We start from the raw sequence: 15,081 nt of genomic DNA on the forward strand, positions 1-15,081 counted from the left end.
CACGACGTGGTCACGTGATCCCCCTGATGCCCTCGGCGACCGCACCCGGCACGAGGAAGGTGGCCATCAGGAACTTGAGCCACGGCACCATGTGGTTCGCCTTGTCGCCCCCGTCGTAGCTCAGACAGCATCCCTGGGGGCACACCGCCCAGTTGGACCAGCCGCGCGGGGCCTTCGCCAGGAGCTCTCGAAGTACGGCGTCGTCCTCTTCCGCCACGCGGAGAGCACCTCCGGACTCGTGCAGGAACGGCGAGCCGGAGATCCGGTTGATGAAGGAGATCTCGCGCGGCCCGAGCGCGGGCTCGAGCTGGAGGTATCCGATGAAGTCGGTCTGGTAGCCCATCGGACAAGGCTGCGGGCACCCGACCGGCCGCGCAATGCCCGTCGTCGAGGCTGTGGAGAGCGCGGCCAGGTCGTACGCCGTCAACAGATCGGTGGCCGGGTCCAGGACGAGGGGCGACGGGTCCTGCTGCTCGGTGGACGATTCAGGACACCCCGTTGAGCACGCCGTACCCCAGGCTCAGCACCCCGGTGGCCGCCACCGCGCTGGCGAGCACGCCGGCCGCGGCGCGAGGGGTGCGCAGGCGTGCGGCGGTGGCTGCCACCAGCGCGGCACCGGCCGCCAGGCACAGGGTCCAGTAGATCGGGCTGGTCTCGGAGCTGACGACGGTCAGGCCATAGATGCCGTCGGCGATCAACACCCCCGCGAGCGAGCCCGCGCCGAGCGCAGCCTGGACGACGCGGCGCCCCACGATCGCGGCGGCCGCCGCACCGACGAACGGGCCGGCGATGACGCCGACCACGCTCCACAACACCGGGTCGTAGGAGAGCCCGCGCAGCTGTGACGCGACGGTGTAGCCCAGCACCAGGGTGACGAACGAGACGGCCCCGAGCGCTGCGCCCCAGGTCAGCGACGGCCGCGCGGCGGCGACGAGCAGCGCGGTCAGCACGGTCCAGCCGGACGGCGAGTTCGCGAACGACGCCAGCGCGTCCGGCAGCACGCCCTGGGCCCAGGAGGTGAGGCCGCCGAGCAGCAGGCTTGCGGCGACGACGGCCGGGGCGGACAAGTTGGTGCGGAGAGAGGCGTTCACGGCTCCATCGTCGACGCCGGAGGTGGGTGAGCGGCGCGGTTCGGGTACACGCGGTACCTGGGTCCAGGAGGTCGGTACCAGCGGAGGAGATGACCATCCGGCACACCGCGACTTCTGCATCCCGGTCGGCGACCACGGGGCGCTGACGTTCGTCGAAAAGGGAGCATCGCCTCATGGTCAGTGTCACTGCCGAACAACACGTCTCCGCCCCGATGTTGCGGGCGTCGTGGGACTCGCTGACGTTCGTCCACTGGCGCGTCGCCCCGGAGCGAGTCCAGGCGCTGCTTCCCTCCGGACTGGAGGTCGACGTGTACGACGGATCGGCGTGGGTGGGCCTGACCCCGTTCGTGATGGGCAACATGCGCCCCCTGGGCCTTCCCGATCTCTCGGGTGACCTCCGCGTCCCGGGATCGAAGAGGCTCCCCCGCCTGGCCGACGTGTCGAGCACTCCGGAGACCAACCTCAGGACCTACGTGAGGGGACCCGACGGACGTGACGGCTTGTGGTTCCTGACCATCGACGTCGGCAGTGCTGCGCTCGCGGCCGCCATCAGGGCGGCGGTCGGGGCGCCGTACCACGGCGCGAAGATGTCGGTCGAGCACGACGGGCGCGCGGTCACCTATGGCAGCTCCAGGAGAGGCTCACACGAGACCTACCGGCTCCAGATCGAACCGGGAGAGGCGATCGTGCCCTCGGACCTCGACATCTGGGTGACCAGTCGTTGGCGTGCCTACACCCGTCACCTCGGTCGCCTCCTGGTCACGCCCGTCGAGCACGAGCCGTGGCCACTGCGACGGGCGACCGTGCGGTCCCTGGAGCAGAACCTCACCGACTCCGTCGGTCTGCCCGGTCTCGACGAGCCGGCGCTCGTGCACTACTCCGACGGGGTCAAGAAGGTGCGGTTGGGCCGGCCTGCGGTCGTGGCCTGACCCCAGCCATGCTCGATCGGGGCGATGACGATCGTCCAGGGTGCTACGCCGATTCATCGGCGGGCCTGGGGATGCCCAGGTCGGCCAGGAAGGCGTCGACGATCTGCGCCCACTGTTCGGGACGCTCGAGGTTGGGGTAGTGCCCAGCGCCAGCGATCGTGGCGACCCCGCGGCCATCCCGGACTGCGGTGACGGCGCGGCGAGTCATCCGGTGATGGTCAGCGGAGTCCTCCTCACCCACGATGCCCAGCACCGGGACGGTCACCATGCCGAGCCGGGACCAGGACTCGGCTACTGGAGTTGGCGGGGTGACGCCAGGGACGACCACATGGGTCGATGCGAAGTGCTCGTGCATCACGCGCAGCCGGGCCACGATGCCCGGGTCCATGGCGGCGAGGTTTCGCCGTGGTCCCGCCGCGAACTCCAGCTCCGCCTCGATCCAGGCCGGAGGGTCCATCTCGGCGATGGCCCGCTCGAGGCGGCCGAGGAGCTTCAGTGACCAGGGATCCTCGAAGGATGGTTCGCCGGTCCCAGCGCCGCTGATCACGACGCCGCGTACGCAGTCGGGGTGCTCGATGGCGGTCTCCAGCGCCGCGCTGGCGCCCATGCTGATACCGACCAAGATGGCCGGTCCCGCGTCAAGGTGGCGTACCAGCGCGGCCACGTCGTCGCAGTGCCGGAACGGGGCGGTGGCCGTCGAAGAGCAGCCGTGCGTGCGCGCATCCGGGGCGACGACCTTGCAGCGTCTCGCGAGGTGCGTGATCTCACGCTCCCACATGGTGTGGTCGACGTAGCCGGCGTGCAGCAGCACCACCAGTTCTCCGGAGCCGGCCTCTGTGTACGCAAGGTGCCCTCCGGGCAGGTCGATCCGCTTCATCACTGGCCCTCATTCGTCGCGGTGAGCAGGGCGTCCAGCGCCCCGAGCTCGTGCACCAGGTGCGCCAGCACCCGCACACAGGCATCGATGTCGCCGGGGTCCAGGCCGGCCGCGATCCGGTCCAGCCGGGTCAGCTCTTCGTCGTGCAGCGACTCGTAGACCGCCCGGCCGGCCTCGCTGGCAGCGATCAGGTGCGAGCGCTTGTGCTCCGGATTCGGCCGGGCCTCGAGGTAGCCCCGCTCCTTGCCCTCGTCGACCAGCCTTTGCACGCCCTGGCGGGTGATCCACAGCGCGCGGGCGATCTGTGGGACCGTCCGCGGCCCGGCGTCATGGACGTGCTCGATGACGGCCCTCACCGGCACGGACACGTCGTGATGCGCCAACCCCGCGGCGACCACCCGAGCCGAGAGCTGATGCAGCGGCCGAATGTGGCGAAACACTTCGTAGAGCTCTGCACCCGGATCAGACATGACAACTAATCTGTCAAGTTAGCAATCATGCTGTCAAGCGTCTTCCCAGTGTGCAAAGTGTTCGACATGTCGCATTCCACGAACTGATCACGAGCCGCGGCACCCAGCGGGCGCGCCCTTTCGGCTGCAGCGTTAGCGCGCGCCGCCTGGCCGACGTGTCGAGCACTCCGGAGACCAACCCAGGACCTACGTGCCCGTCACCTCGGTCGCCTCCTGGTCACGCCCGTCGAGCACGAGCCGTGGCCGCTGAGCCACGCAACCCTGCGGTCCCTGGACCGAAGCCCACCGACTCCGTCGGTCTGCCCGGCCTCGGCGAGCCGGCGCTCGTGCACTACTCCGACGGGGTCAAGAAGGTGAGGTTGGGCCGACCTGCGGTCGTGGGCTGACGGCACTGCGTGCGGCGCTGGCTCGGAGGCGGTCCGCCAGAGCGAGGACCTCCTCGCGCAGGGCCGCCGGGGTGATCACCTCGAAGTCCCAGCCGAGCCCCGCGAGCATGCGGGCCATGCCGTCCAGGCGCTCGGCGCGCGTCTCGAGGAGCACCCCGTCGGCGTGCTCGCTGAGCCGTCCCGTGCTCCGCGGGAGCCGCTTGGCTGCCTCCGCGAGGGTGGTCCGCAGGACGACGGAGACCTCGTGCGACCACTTGACCGCGGCGATGCCGGACACGACCTGCGTCGTGGCGTCGAAGTCAGCAGGTACGACGTAGGAGCCGGCTCCCTGCTCGAGCGAGGCGATGCGGTCCAGGCGGAAGGTCCGCACGTCGTCGCGGGAGTGGTCGTGTCCGCTGACGTACCACCGGCCGGAGTGGAAGACCAGGCCGTACACGTCGAGCTCACGCCGCGACTCCCGCCCGGCCCAGTCGGTGTAGGTGATCACGACGGTGCGCCGCGCCTGTGCGGCCGAGGCCAGACCGAGGAGCGTGTCGGCACCAGCGGGGGCGGTGGGGCTCACCGGGGTCGTGAACTGGGCGGTCGACAGCAGACTCTCGAGCCGCTCCCCCAGGCCCCGCGGCAGGACCCGCGAGACCTTGGCCAGCGCGCTCGCGGTGGCTGCGTCGCCGGTCGTGGCGAGCCCCGTGCGCTCCGCGGCCGTCAGCCCCAGGACGACGGCGATGGCTTCGTCATCGGTGAGCATCAGCGGCGGCAGCTTGTAGCCCGGCGAGAGCCGGTAACCGCCGTACCTGCCCCGCTGCGCCTGGATGGGGATGCCGAGGTCGGTGAGGTGCTCGGCATAACGCCGGACCGTGCGCTCGTCGACCCCGAGCCGAGAGGCGAGCTCGCCGACCGTGCGCTGGCCACCCGCCTGGAGCAGCTCCAGCATGGCGAGCACGCGAGCGGTGGGGCGAGTCATGGCCCTCCTCGGCGCTCGGACGGTCGCGGAGCAAGATCGATCGGCATACCGGGCGGAACCTGCCCGCAATCCAGCCTAGCGTCGTCATCGTGAACACCACCACCTACGTCCTGATCCCCGGCTTCTGGCTCGGCGCCGAGGTCTGGCGCCCTGTCGCCGACGCGCTGCGGGGGCGCGGCCACCTCGTGCACGCCGTCGACCTCGCAGGCATGGGCGAGCGCGCCCACCTCGCCACGCCCGAGACCGATCTGACCACCCACGTCGACGACGTCGTGGACCTGATCGAGCAGCAGGACCTGCACGACGTCGTGCTCGTCGGCCACAGCTACGGCGCCCTCGTCGCGACCGGTGCCGCCGACCGGATGCCCGACCGGGTGGCGCACCTGGTCTACATCGACTCAGGGCCCCTGCCCAACGGCATCGCCCAGGCCGACTTCGAGGGTCCCGAGGCGCGCGCGGCCCACCACGACCTGGTCATGGCGCAGGGCCAGGGCTGGCAGCTCCCCCCGCCGGACTGGGCCGCACTGGCCGCCGAGGTGCCCGAGGTCGACGAGGCCGCGGTCGCGGCGCTGGTCGACGGCTCGCGCCCACAGCCCTGGCTGACCGCGACCCAACCGGTCGCGCTCACCGGCGCCTGGGAACGGCTGCCGCGCACCGGAGTTCTGTGCAGCTTCGGTCTCGAGCAGCTGCAGCAGATGGCACCGCACGCACCGGTGTTCGCGCACATGGTCGACGGCGACTGGACCTACCTCGAGCTCCCGACCTGGCACTGGCCGATGGTGAGCCGGCCGGCGGAGCTCGCCGAGGTGCTGGACTCGGTCGGCCGCTAGTACCGCGCGCGAAGCCCCGGCCGGTCGTAGGGTCGGGCCATGCCCGAGTTCACCTGGCTCCCGGCCAACCGGGCGACCGTGGACGACGTCGAGGCCGTCTTCGGCAGCGGTAGCGCGCGCAAGTGCCGCTGCCAGGCCCTGAAGGTGCCGGGGTGGATCTGGCGCGACACCACCCAGGAGCAGCGGGACGCCGCGCTGCTCGAGCAGACCGCCTGCGGCACGGCCGGCCCGACGTCCGGCCTGATCGGATACGTCGACGGCGAGCCGGCAGGCTGGGTGGCGGTCGAGAGGCGTGAGGACTATCCCCGGCTGTGGAGCCGGAAGCAGCCGTGGATGCGGATGGACCCCGAGCTGGCGGGCGTCTGGTCGGTGACCTGCTTCGTCGTACGCAAGGGATGGCGCAGGTCAGGGCTGACCTACGAGCTCGCCGCCGCCACCGTCGAGTACGGCCGGCAGGTCGGCGCCCACGTCCTGGAGGGCTACCCGATGGAGCAGCCGCCCGGGCGCCGCGTGATCTGGGACGAGGCCTCCGTCGGGCTGGTGCAGGTCTTCCTCGACGCCGGCTACGAGGTCGTCGCCGCGCCCACGCTGCGGCGGCGCGTCGTACGACGGCGACCGGAGGACCCCTCCACCTCGCCGCCCTAGGAGGCGACGGCCACCACGAAGACCACGTCGTCCGGCTCGGACAGGTCGGTGCCGAGCACGGTGACCCGATGCGTGCCCGCTTCGACGCCCATGGCGTCGTACTCACGGCCGTGGACGTCGCGCACGCTCAGGTGCCCCTCGGACTCCACCTCGAAGTCGCCGAGGTGGTCGAGGTCGGGGCGGTCCACGACGGAGGCCTCGGTCGAGGGGACGATCTGCACCTGGACGGGGCCGACGCTGGTGGCGCGCAGGCCGACCGCGAGACAGTCGTGCGTCGCCGCGACGTTGGCGTCGCCGAACGAGCTGGGCGGGGTGAAGTCCTCCCGTCCGACGAGCAGAACGACCGGATAGCTGGGACGGATCTGGGGACTCACAACGGCAGCATCGCAGGGAGCACCGACAGTCCGTGGAGTGGCTCAGCCGCGCCCGGCCACCACGACGTCCTCGATGAGGTCGAGCTCCGGGTCCCACCACCGGAGGCGGTCACAGATCAGCTCGCGGGGACCTTCGGTGGCCTGCAGGACCGTCAGCACCTCCGCGAGGAAGCGCCTCGGGACCCGGCGCGCCACGGTCACGTGCGGGGTCCAGACCGGGTGGCGCAGGGTGGGGACCAGCGCCCGGATCCCCGCCACGGCAGCAGCCAGCGCCCGGCCGGGCTCCACCAGGTGGGCAACGCTCACCCGGGCTCCCTGGCCGAACAGGACAAGCCCCCGCAGGCCGATCCGCGCGGGCAGCAAGGGCCCGACCGTCTCGCGCGCCACGCGTACGACCGCCTCGTCGATGCCGACGGCTGCCGCGAGCGTCACGTGCGGCGCATTGGTCATCGACCGGTGGTCGGCCTGCGACGGAAGCCCGGCGGCCTTGAGCGCCTCCCACTGCGCCACCACCGCGGCCGCGGAGACGGGCGCGAAGCTGAGCTCCAGAGCGTGGTCGGGCACGGTTGGAGGATAGGTCAGGCACGGAGCCGAGCGGCGCCGGCTCGACGCCGCCGTCCGGGCGTAGGCGTCCGCGCGTGATGGAGCGCTGGCGCGCGAAGCACTCCTACGTCGACGGTCAGCGCTTGGCGTTCACCGGCTCTGCGACGGGGCTGTTCGGCCGCTGGATCCTCTGGTTCCTGCTCATCGTGATCCCCCTCGACATCTACCTGCCCTGGGTCGGTCCGCGGATCGCGCAGTGGAAGTGGGAGCACACCGACGGCCAGGGCGGATCGAGCGCCGCACCCGGGCTGGTCGGAGGGCTCCGGGGTGGTTGTCCACAGGCGCTCTGACCTGGGAGAACGCCTGCCCGGGACTGTCGGTGGTCGATGGTTGAGTAGGTCCATGGAACCCTCGTTCGCACCCCGATCCGGCCACTCGGTGGCCGCGGCGGTGGCGTGCGTGCACGAGGCCCTGGACGCGGTCGCTGATGCGCCGGTGTGGGCGCTGAGCGAGGCGGAGGCGGGCGCGACACTGCTGGAGCTGACGTCCGAGATCGACCGGTTGCAGGAGCTGCGGCTGCGGGTCGCGGCGCACGCTCATGCCGTCGAGGTCGGCGACGCGGTGGGGGCGACCAGCACGGCTAACTGGTGGGCGCATCAGTCCCGCCTGACCCGTCCCGAGGCGCACCGGTTGATGCGCCTGGCCCGCGCTTTGGACACCGGCCATCACGACGGCGTCCGGGGCGCGTTGGCGGCTGGCCGGATCCATCTCGATCAGGCGCAGGTGATCGTCGACGCGGTCGATGACCTGCCCGCCGACGTGGTCGACGAGGAGATCCGGGCCAAGGCCGAGGAGTTCCTCCTGGAGCAGGCGGGCGAGCACGACGCGATCGCCCTGCGCCGCCTGGCGAAGCGGCTGGTGGAGGTGGCTGCTCCCGAGCAGGCCGACGCCGCCGAGGCCGCACGGCTCGAGCGTGAGGAGGCCGCCGCGCGTGCCGCGGCCCGGCTGACCATGTCCGATGACGGGCACGGCAAGACCCACGGCCGGTTCACCATCCCGACCCACCACGCAGCGATGCTGCGCGCCGCACTCCTCGCGATCGCGGCGCCCAAGCACCAGCACGCGGTGAACGGCGCCGGAGCTGCGGGGGCCGAGCGGCGGCCGGGCCCGGAGCGGATGGGGCAGGCCTTCTGTGACTACCTCGAGCGCTATCCGACCGACCGGCTCCCCGACGCCGGCGGCGTCGCCGCGACCATCGTGGTCACGATGCCGCTGGAGTCGCTGCTCGGCGGGTTGCGCGCGGCGCACCTGCACACCGGCGAGACCATCTCCGCCACCGAGGCTCGTCGGCTGGCGTGTGAGGCAGGGATCGTGCCCGCCGTCCTCGACGGTCAGGGACGGCCGCTGGACGTTGGCCGCAAGCGCCGGTTCCACACCAAGTCCCACCGGGTCGCCCTCGCCCTGCGCGACGGCGGCTGCACCGCCGAAGGTTGCGACTGGCCACCGGGCCTGTGCCACGCCCACCACGACGTCCCGTGGTCCCGCGGCGGCACCACCAGCGTGGTCAACGGCCGGCTCCTCTGCCCCCGCCACCACGCCCGCGCCCACGACCCCGGCTACGAGACCACACCGCTCCCGAACGGGAAGATCACCTTCCACCGACGGTGTTAGGCCGATCGGGCGACAGTGGCACGGCTCAGGTGGACAGGTCGTCGCCGCCCGGTGCGCGCGTCCCGGACTGCCCGCGGACGACCGCGTTGAACGAGCCGTGCCGCGGTCCTCGCGGCGTCGGTATATCCAGAACCTCCGGGGCCAAATGGTCATGCCGAGTGCCTCAAAGCCCCCATGACCGGCGTGCGGAAGCACGGCCGGTCTGAGCGGCCCAAGCGAGCTTGGTCGAGGCGGGCCGAAACCCTATGCAACCGGATACCCGTAGACGCCTTCATCAACTGCCGCGGTCAAGGCGTCCCAGTTGCTGCTCGCCCCGATAGCGGTGCCGAGCAGGTGAGCAGCTTGGATCCGCGGCCCTCCTGGCTTGGTCCCCAGAACCTCGGCGGCAACCACCATGAGCCGGGCGCCAAGGCTGTGCCCGATCAGCACATAGGACTCACTGTCGGTGCGGGCGATCAGGTCGCCGAGGATGACGCCAGTCTTGTCCGCGCGATTCTTCGCCACATGCCAGGGGTTCCTCGCCAGGTCGCCCGCCACGAGGGCTGGGGCGATGGCTTGGCCGAGGAACCTGGCGCCGGCTTTCGTCGCGATCGCCGCTGCTCCCTGAGTCGTGAGGGCACCGCCGGCCCTTGCCACGAGCCCGCCGCCGAACGCTCCGAGGTCCCTGAGCTCCTTCGCCCCCCCACCTCACGCGGTAGACCGGGGAGTCCGGGTACCGCGCGTCGACGATCGTTCGCCAGCCGCCCCACCGGTCGCTGTCGCCCTCCGTGAGGAAGCCGTTGGCGACTAGGACGGGCACCCCTCCCTTGCCGGGGCGCAGGAGCGCGATCCGGCCTAGCCTCTTTCCTGCGCGGACAGACGAGCACCCCGACGACGAAGGTAGGAGGAGACATGAGGGCCCTTCAGCACATCGCACCCGGTCAGCCGCCTGAGGTACGCGAGGTACCCACGCCCAGCCCGACGGGCGGGCAGGTGCTGATCAAGGTGGTGGCCGCGGGCGCGTGCCACTCCGACGAGTTCGTGATGAGCCTGCCGACGGAGGGGCCGGGCGCCCTGGGCATCGAGCTGCCGCTCACGCTCGGGCACGAAGGGGTCGGCGTCGTCGCCGAACTGGGCCCTGCCGCGTCCGGCGTCGAGGTCGGCGAGGCGGTCGCGGTGTACGGCCCGTGGGGTTGCGGGCGCTGCCGCACCTGTACGACGGGGGCCGAGCAGTACTGCGAGCGCGCCGGCGAGCTGGGCATCCGGCCGCCCGGCCTCGGCGCCCCCGGCGCGATGGCGGAGTACCTCCTCGTCGACGATGCCCGGCACCTGGTCCCGCTGCAGGGGCTCGACCCGGTGGCAGCCGCGCCGCTGACCGACGCGGGCCTCACGCCGTACCACGCGATCAAGCCGGTGCTGCCCGCACTGACCCCGGGCACTACCGCAGTCGTGATCGGAGCGGGCGGGCTCGGGCACCTCGCGATCCAGATGCTCAAGGCGCTCAGCGCCTGCCGCATCATCGCCCTCGACCTCGGCGAGGACAAGCTCGCCTTCGCGCAGGAGGTCGGCGCCGACCACGCCTTCACCTCCGACGACACCGCGATCGAGGCGGTCCGTGAGGTCACGGGCGGCCGGATGGCAGACGCCGTCTTCGACTTCGTCGGGATGCAGGCGAGCACCTCACTCGCGGCACAGATGGTGCACGCCCAGAGCGAGATCGTGGTCGTCGGTGTCGGCGACGGCGCCGTCCCGGTCGGGTTCCTCACCCTGCCCTACAACGTGCGGGTTCGGTCTCCGTACTGGGGCACGATCCCGGAGCTGCACGAGGTCCTCGCCCTGGCGCGCTCCGGGGCGATCCGAGTCGAGACCGAGGTCTTCAGCCTCGACGACGCGTCCACGATCTATGAGCGCATGCACGCGCGGCAGCTGCGTGGCCGGGCGGTCGTCGTCCTCTGAGTGTCCGGCCCCGGGCCTTGGAGGGCGCCGCGTTGTAGAGCAGGTCCCGGTACTCGCTGTGGTGGCGCAGCCACCCGGTGCCAGTGCGCTGCCGACTCCCCTGCCCGCGAAGGCGGCTCGACCTCGGTGTGGTGGAGCGCGACCAGGTCGCTGCTCTCCTGGTAGTCGATGAACCCGGCGACCCTCCGCTCACTATCGAGGGCCACGTAGCGCAGCCGGTCCGGGCCGCCGGCTTTAGGTGACGTACACAACACGCGTTACGGTCAATTGATGTACCGGACTGCGAATCAACGCATCCGTTCGGGCTAACCATCATCGGAGTCCGCAATGGACACCAAGATCGCTTCAGCAGCCCAGACGTCTCGCGCAGCGCTCGTGCTGTCAGGAGACCTGCGTGCCCTACGTGCCGCAATCGACGCACACCGCGAGGGACCGCTCGTGCTCGACCTCTCCCACGGGAGGTACCAGGCCCGAATCGTCTCCCACGACACCTCGCCGCGCCACGCCGACGGCCAGGAGACCGTGCGGACACGCGCCATCAGGAGCCATCGCCTGAGTGAGCGGGAGACAGAGATCCTGGGCCTCGTCGCCCAGGGACTCTCGAACACCGAGATCGGCGATCTGCTGTACCTCAGCGTCAACACCGTGAAGACCTATCTGCGCACCGCCTACCGCAAGATCGGGCTCAGGACCCGAGCCCAAGCCGTGACCTGGGCGGTGCTCCACGGCTTCGGCGCGGCCCACGAGTCCGGGTCCCCCACCGGCGGTGGGGCGCTCGGCGCCCGTGACCTCACCGGTCGCCTTCAGTGAAGGCACCGGGTGCCTCCTACTGCGCGCCGGCGTACCCGTGCTGGCGCCAGGCCTCGTAGGTCACCACGGCGGCTGAGTTCGACAGGTTGAGCGACCTGCGGCCCGGGATCATCGGGATGCGGACCCGGTCGGTGACGCGGGGGTGTGCCAGGACCTCCTCGGGGAGGCCGGTGGGCTCGGGACCGAACAGCAGTACGTCGCCCGGCTCGAACGCGACGTCGGAGTGCCAGCGGCTCGCGTGGGCGGTGAAGGCGAAGACCCGCGAGGCCGCGAGCGCGTCGCTGGACAGGGCCGTCTCGAGGTCCGGGTGGACCACCACCGACGCGAGGTCGTGGTAGTCGAGCCCGGCGCGCTTGAGCTTCGGCTCGGAGAGGTCGAAGCCGAGCGGCTCGACGAGATGCAGCGTGGCGCCGGTCGCGGCGACCATCCGGATCGCGTTACCCGTGTTGGGAGGGATACGGGGCTCGAGGAACATCACGTGGAACACGCGGCACGGTATCCCGGCCGCTGGCGCCAGCCGCCCGCGGCCGACCCTCCGCGAGTCGTCACCGTCCTCCGACGCCGCTGGGTCGACCGAACCACTCCGGCACGACGGGGCGATCTGCGTCGACGGAGAGCTCCCACCGATGGGCGCCGACCTCGCGGAACCCGGCGCGCGCGAAGAGGTCCGCTGCGGGAGCGTTGCGCTCGGTCGGCACGAACGTCGCCGTCACCGGCCCCGGCCCCTCGGCGGCCAGCACACGGCTCACCAGTGCGATCTCCAGCCCGAATCCCATCGCCCGGCACGACATGATCACCGCGTCGAGCTCGCGACGCTCCCGCGCGAAGACCGCCAGCGCGACGACGCCGAGGTCCCCGAAGCGATCGCCCAGCGTGGCGACGTGCACGCCGTACCGCTCGTCGGCGAGGAGGTCGTCCACCTCGGCGGCGCTGCGACGCTGGGTGGTGGTGTTGAACTGGTTGGTCCGCTGCACCAGCTCGAGCACCCGGTCCCGGTCCTGCGGGCCGGCGGGGCGGACGTCGTAGCGCAACCGCAGGCTGCGCATCATGGTGGCGTAGTCGTGGGTCTGCGACAGCGCCGAGCGTCGCTCCGCGGCCTCGCGATACATCTCGGTACGACGGCGCGCCTCGGCCGTCTGCGTGGTCGACGGGAGCTCGAACCAGCGTTCCAGTGCGCGTCGGGTCACCGGCGCTGCCGGGTCCATGGCCCGCACCCCGGGGACCTGCTCCGTCACCAACGCGCGCTCCACGGGGTTGTCGTCGAGAAGCACGAAAGCGGACGCCGCGAGGTCGAGCGCCGCGACCGCCTGGGAGACGTTGTCCGGCTTGGGCACCCAGTTGATCTGGTGCAGGACGAAGTCCTCCGGTGCGAGCTCCAGCTCGTCCCAGCGGATGGTCTGCGGATCGTTCTTGCTCAGCGCGACGAGGAGCACGCCCGCCTGCTTGAGGCGGAGCAGCAGCCGTTGCAGCTCCCGGTCGTGCACGACTGCCCCCTCCCCCATGACGCCCGCCCACAGGGTGTTGTCGAGGTCGACCAGGAGCACCTTCGCGCGGGCCAGCAACCGGTGGTCGTCCAGCACGCCGGCGTACTCCTCGGCGATGCGGGCACCGAGACGGGTGGTGTGGAAGTAACCGGCCGGCACGTCGGCCGGGTCGAAGAGCGGTCCGCCGATCCGGCGCGCGCCTCCCGCCGCCGCCACGACCGGTCCCTCGTCGAGCAGGATCGTGTTGGTGGTGTGTGCGACGACGTCCCGCACGCCCGCCCGCAGTGCCCGCAACAGCCGTCGCTGCCCCCACGAGTGCTCGGGCAGTGCGCCGAGCCGGCGACGCCAGCGTCCGACGGGGACGCCACCGGGTGCGTGGACGACGATCGTCGCGTCGGAGACCGACCGGATGTTCTCGATCGTCTCGCGCACGAGCTCCACCAGTCCCGCCACCGAGCGGGTCGCGCCGGGGGCACCCCAAGGGGCCGCGGCCGCGCGCCACGCCGCGGTGAACGGCGGGACGCCCTCGAAGGTGAACAGCGAGAGCCCCACGACGTCGGGCCGGTAGGCGACGACCTCGTTGACGATCGCGGAGTTGACCTCCGCGAGCTGCTGGCGGGTGCTGAAGAAGATGTGCCGGACATCCACCGGTGTCGCGGGCTCGCGCGCCACGAGCAGCGCCCGGGTCTCCACGAACAGGCAGTCGCCGATGAACAGGACGCGCGCGGACGGGTCCCGGTGCTCGGTCAGTCCGCGGTGCAGCTGCTCGAGCGGCTCGAGGGCGAGGTCGACCGGGAGCCGGTCCGCCACGAGCCCCGCGAGGCGGCCGAGCTCGCCGGGAAGTCGGCGCCCGAACTCCGCGGCACACCCCGACGCGTCGAGCTCCGCGGAGGCGTAGCGGCGACGCTCGTCGAGGTAGATCGCCGCATGGTCGGCTGAGCCGGAGAGCGCCCCGACCAGGACCCTGGCGAGCGGACGGAGGTAGCGCTCCCGACGCTCCTCGGCGCGGCCGGCGACCGGAGAGCCGAAGGTCGGGCCGGCCTCCCCCAGCTCCTCCCAGAGATCGATGACGTCCTCGATCCGCTCCGCCAGCAGCGCTGCCAGCCGCGCGCTGACGTCGCGACTCTCCGTCAAGGTCATGGCCTCGACGTTAGGAATCCCGGTGGCCACCGGCGACCACCCTTTTCGGTATCCCGCCGACCCTGTTCATCTGCCCCCGCGCAGTGTTGGGTGGAGGCATGTGCCGATGGATGGCGTACTCAGGTGAGCCGATCCTGGCCGCGGACCTGCTGTTCCGCCCTCAGCACTCGCTGATCGACCAGAGCCTGCACTCCCGGATGGGCGCGACCACGACGAACGGCGACGGCTTCGGGATCGGGTGGTACGGCGAGGGGCCGACGCCGGCGGTGTTCAAGAGCGTCGAGCCGGCGTGGAACGACGCGAACCTGCACGAGATCGCCGGGCAGATCCGCACGCCGCTGCTGTTCGCGCACGTGCGCGCGGCCACCGGCACGCCGGTCCAGCGCAGCAACTCCCACCCGTTCCGCCACGAGCAGTGGCTGTGGATGCACAACGGCTCGCTGCGCGGCTTCCACGACATCAAGCGCGAGCTGGTGATGGCGGTCGACCCCTCACTCTACGGTGACATCGAGGGCTCGACCGACTCCGAGACGCTCTTCTTCCTCGCCCTCACGTTCGGGTTGTACGACGACCCGATCGCCGCCGTCGAGCGCGCGGTCGGGTTCGTGGAGTCGGTGGGCCGCGCCCACGGGATCCAGGACCCGGTGCAGATGACAGTCGCGGCCGCCGACGGCGAGACCACGTGGGTGTTCCGCTACTCCAGCGAGCGGGCGAGCCGGACGCTGTACTACTCCACCGAGATCGACGCGTTGCGCCGGCTGCACCCCGAGGTCGAGGTGCTGCACGAGCTCGGCGACGAGACCCGGCTGGTCGTCTCCGAACCGCTGCGCGACCTCGAGGGCGCGTGGACCGAGATGCCCGAGTCGTCGGCCGCCGTGGTGCGCCACGGGCACGACGACCTCCGGCCGTTCCACCCGGTCGCGCCGGCCGCGTAG

General features: G+C 71.6%; 18 protein-coding genes. 8 read left to right on the forward strand and 10 right to left on the reverse strand.

Translation table 11 applies throughout. The features are described 5' to 3' along the window. Window positions 1-10 precede the first annotated feature (10 nt). Together GFH29_RS12455 and GFH29_RS12460 are read right to left on the reverse strand one after the other, a co-directional pair. On the reverse strand, window positions 11-343 hold the full coding sequence (locus GFH29_RS12455) for a hypothetical protein (RefSeq protein ID WP_153324080.1): 333 nt from the start codon (window positions 341-343) through the stop codon (window positions 11-13). Window positions 344-485: 142 nt separating this feature from the next. Further along, window positions 486-1,091, reverse strand: coding sequence for a DUF6518 family protein (locus tag GFH29_RS12460; RefSeq protein ID WP_153324082.1), 606 nt, complete (start codon window positions 1,089-1,091; stop codon window positions 486-488). A 173-nt stretch (window positions 1,092-1,264) separates the two neighbouring features. On the opposite strand from GFH29_RS12460, the gene GFH29_RS12465 reads away from it, so the two are divergent. Further along, window positions 1,265-2,020 (forward strand): YqjF family protein, encoded by a 756-nt coding sequence (locus GFH29_RS12465; RefSeq protein WP_153324084.1) that lies wholly within the window; start codon window positions 1,265-1,267, stop codon window positions 2,018-2,020. Between the two features lie 43 nt (window positions 2,021-2,063). Here GFH29_RS12465 and GFH29_RS12470 read toward each other — a convergent pair whose 3' ends face one another. From GFH29_RS12470 to GFH29_RS12480, 3 genes are all read right to left on the reverse strand, one after another. Beyond that, the gene (locus tag GFH29_RS12470) at window positions 2,064-2,897 is read right to left on the reverse strand and encodes an alpha/beta fold hydrolase (RefSeq protein ID WP_153324086.1); all 834 of its coding nucleotides are present in this window, start codon (window positions 2,895-2,897) and stop codon (window positions 2,064-2,066) included. Further along, window positions 2,897-3,367 (reverse strand): MarR family winged helix-turn-helix transcriptional regulator, encoded by a 471-nt coding sequence (locus GFH29_RS12475; RefSeq protein ID WP_153324088.1) that lies wholly within the window; start codon window positions 3,365-3,367, stop codon window positions 2,897-2,899. Before GFH29_RS12475 ends, GFH29_RS12470 begins: the two co-directional genes overlap by 1 nt. Window positions 3,368-3,712: 345 nt before the next feature. Beyond that, window positions 3,713-4,714, reverse strand: coding sequence for a helix-turn-helix transcriptional regulator (locus GFH29_RS12480; protein WP_153324090.1), 1,002 nt, complete (start codon window positions 4,712-4,714; stop codon window positions 3,713-3,715). An 89-nt stretch (window positions 4,715-4,803) separates the two neighbouring features. Here GFH29_RS12480 and GFH29_RS12485 point away from each other — a divergent pair, with 89 nt between their 5' ends. Together GFH29_RS12485 and GFH29_RS12490 are read left to right on the forward strand one after the other, a co-directional pair. Further along, window positions 4,804-5,544 (forward strand): alpha/beta fold hydrolase, encoded by a 741-nt coding sequence (locus GFH29_RS12485; RefSeq protein ID WP_153324092.1) that lies wholly within the window; start codon window positions 4,804-4,806, stop codon window positions 5,542-5,544. Between the two features lie 39 nt (window positions 5,545-5,583). Further along, window positions 5,584-6,189, forward strand: a complete 606-nt coding sequence (locus GFH29_RS12490; RefSeq protein ID WP_153324094.1) for a GNAT family N-acetyltransferase — start codon at window positions 5,584-5,586, stop codon at window positions 6,187-6,189. Here GFH29_RS12490 and GFH29_RS12495 read toward each other — a convergent pair. Both GFH29_RS12495 and GFH29_RS12500 read right to left on the reverse strand, forming a co-directional pair. After that, complete coding sequence (locus GFH29_RS12495; RefSeq protein ID WP_153324096.1) at window positions 6,186-6,563, reverse strand: hypothetical protein; 378 nt, start codon at window positions 6,561-6,563, stop codon at window positions 6,186-6,188. The two genes, GFH29_RS12490 and GFH29_RS12495, sit on opposite strands and share 4 nt — an antisense overlap. A 42-nt stretch (window positions 6,564-6,605) precedes the next feature. Then, window positions 6,606-7,127 carry a 2'-5' RNA ligase family protein gene (locus GFH29_RS12500; RefSeq protein ID WP_194289102.1) on the reverse strand — a complete coding sequence of 174 codons (522 nt, stop codon included), beginning with the start codon at window positions 7,125-7,127 and terminating at the stop codon, window positions 6,606-6,608. A gap of 74 nt (window positions 7,128-7,201) precedes the next feature. On the opposite strand from GFH29_RS12500, the gene GFH29_RS12505 reads away from it, so the two are divergent. Together GFH29_RS12505 and GFH29_RS12510 are read left to right on the forward strand one after the other, a co-directional pair. Further along, window positions 7,202-7,456 (forward strand): DUF898 family protein, encoded by a 255-nt coding sequence (locus tag GFH29_RS12505; protein WP_323368661.1) that lies wholly within the window; start codon window positions 7,202-7,204, stop codon window positions 7,454-7,456. Window positions 7,457-7,508: 52 nt separating this feature from the next. Beyond that, entirely contained in the window at window positions 7,509-8,777 is a 1,269-nt protein-coding gene (locus tag GFH29_RS12510; protein WP_153324100.1) for an HNH endonuclease signature motif containing protein, read from the forward strand. Window positions 8,778-9,020: 243 nt separating this feature from the next. On the opposite strand, the gene GFH29_RS12515 is transcribed toward GFH29_RS12510, so the two are convergent. After that, complete coding sequence (locus GFH29_RS12515; RefSeq protein ID WP_153324102.1) at window positions 9,021-9,413, reverse strand: DUF726 domain-containing protein; 393 nt, start codon at window positions 9,411-9,413, stop codon at window positions 9,021-9,023. Between the two features lie 255 nt (window positions 9,414-9,668). Here GFH29_RS12515 and GFH29_RS12520 point away from each other — a divergent pair, with 255 nt between their 5' ends. Both GFH29_RS12520 and GFH29_RS12525 read left to right on the forward strand, forming a co-directional pair. Further along, the gene (locus GFH29_RS12520; protein ID WP_153324104.1) at window positions 9,669-10,712 is read left to right on the forward strand and encodes an NAD(P)-dependent alcohol dehydrogenase; all 1,044 of its coding nucleotides are present in this window, start codon (window positions 9,669-9,671) and stop codon (window positions 10,710-10,712) included. A 438-nt stretch (window positions 10,713-11,150) separates the two neighbouring features. Continuing rightward, the gene (locus GFH29_RS12525) at window positions 11,151-11,522 is read left to right on the forward strand and encodes a response regulator transcription factor (RefSeq protein WP_228387464.1); all 372 of its coding nucleotides are present in this window, start codon (window positions 11,151-11,153) and stop codon (window positions 11,520-11,522) included. A 16-nt stretch (window positions 11,523-11,538) separates the two neighbouring features. On the opposite strand, the gene GFH29_RS12530 is transcribed toward GFH29_RS12525, so the two are convergent. Both GFH29_RS12530 and GFH29_RS12535 read right to left on the reverse strand, forming a co-directional pair. Further along, entirely contained in the window at window positions 11,539-12,009 is a 471-nt protein-coding gene (locus GFH29_RS12530) for a tRNA (cytidine(34)-2'-O)-methyltransferase (protein WP_153324107.1), read from the reverse strand. Window positions 12,010-12,067: 58 nt separating this feature from the next. Continuing rightward, window positions 12,068-14,146, reverse strand: a complete 2,079-nt coding sequence (locus GFH29_RS12535; RefSeq protein ID WP_153324109.1) for an HAD-IIIC family phosphatase — start codon at window positions 14,144-14,146, stop codon at window positions 12,068-12,070. Between the two features lie 110 nt (window positions 14,147-14,256). On the opposite strand from GFH29_RS12535, the gene GFH29_RS12540 reads away from it, so the two are divergent. After that, window positions 14,257-15,081 (forward strand): class II glutamine amidotransferase, encoded by an 825-nt coding sequence (locus GFH29_RS12540; RefSeq protein ID WP_153324111.1) that lies wholly within the window; start codon window positions 14,257-14,259, stop codon window positions 15,079-15,081.

The organism is Nocardioides sp. dk884 (genome assembly GCF_009557055.1).
Taxonomy (GTDB): Bacteria; Actinomycetota; Actinomycetes; order Propionibacteriales; family Nocardioidaceae; genus Nocardioides.

What these genes read in the sequence shown, in the direction of transcription:
- GFH29_RS12455 (WP_153324080.1), bottom strand. Translation starts at nt 343, where the DNA reads ATGGGCTACCAGACCGACTTCATCGGATACCTCCAGCTCGAGCCCGCG.
- GFH29_RS12465 (WP_153324084.1), top strand. Translation starts at nt 1,265, where the DNA reads ATGGTCAGTGTCACTGCCGAACAACACGTCTCCGCCCCGATGTTGCGG.
- GFH29_RS12470 (WP_153324086.1), bottom strand. Translation starts at nt 2,897, where the DNA reads ATGAAGCGGATCGACCTGCCCGGAGGGCACCTTGCGTACACAGAGGCC.
- GFH29_RS12475 (WP_153324088.1), bottom strand. Translation starts at nt 3,367, where the DNA reads ATGTCTGATCCGGGTGCAGAGCTCTACGAAGTGTTTCGCCACATTCGG.
- GFH29_RS12480 (WP_153324090.1), bottom strand. Translation starts at nt 4,714, where the DNA reads ATGACTCGCCCCACCGCTCGCGTGCTCGCCATGCTGGAGCTGCTCCAG.
- GFH29_RS12490 (WP_153324094.1), top strand. Translation starts at nt 5,584, where the DNA reads ATGCCCGAGTTCACCTGGCTCCCGGCCAACCGGGCGACCGTGGACGAC.
- GFH29_RS12510 (WP_153324100.1), top strand. Translation starts at nt 7,509, where the DNA reads ATGGAACCCTCGTTCGCACCCCGATCCGGCCACTCGGTGGCCGCGGCG.
- GFH29_RS12520 (WP_153324104.1), top strand. Translation starts at nt 9,669, where the DNA reads ATGAGGGCCCTTCAGCACATCGCACCCGGTCAGCCGCCTGAGGTACGC.
- GFH29_RS12535 (WP_153324109.1), bottom strand. Translation starts at nt 14,146, where the DNA reads ATGACCTTGACGGAGAGTCGCGACGTCAGCGCGCGGCTGGCAGCGCTG.
- GFH29_RS12540 (WP_153324111.1), top strand. Translation starts at nt 14,257, where the DNA reads ATGGCGTACTCAGGTGAGCCGATCCTGGCCGCGGACCTGCTGTTCCGC.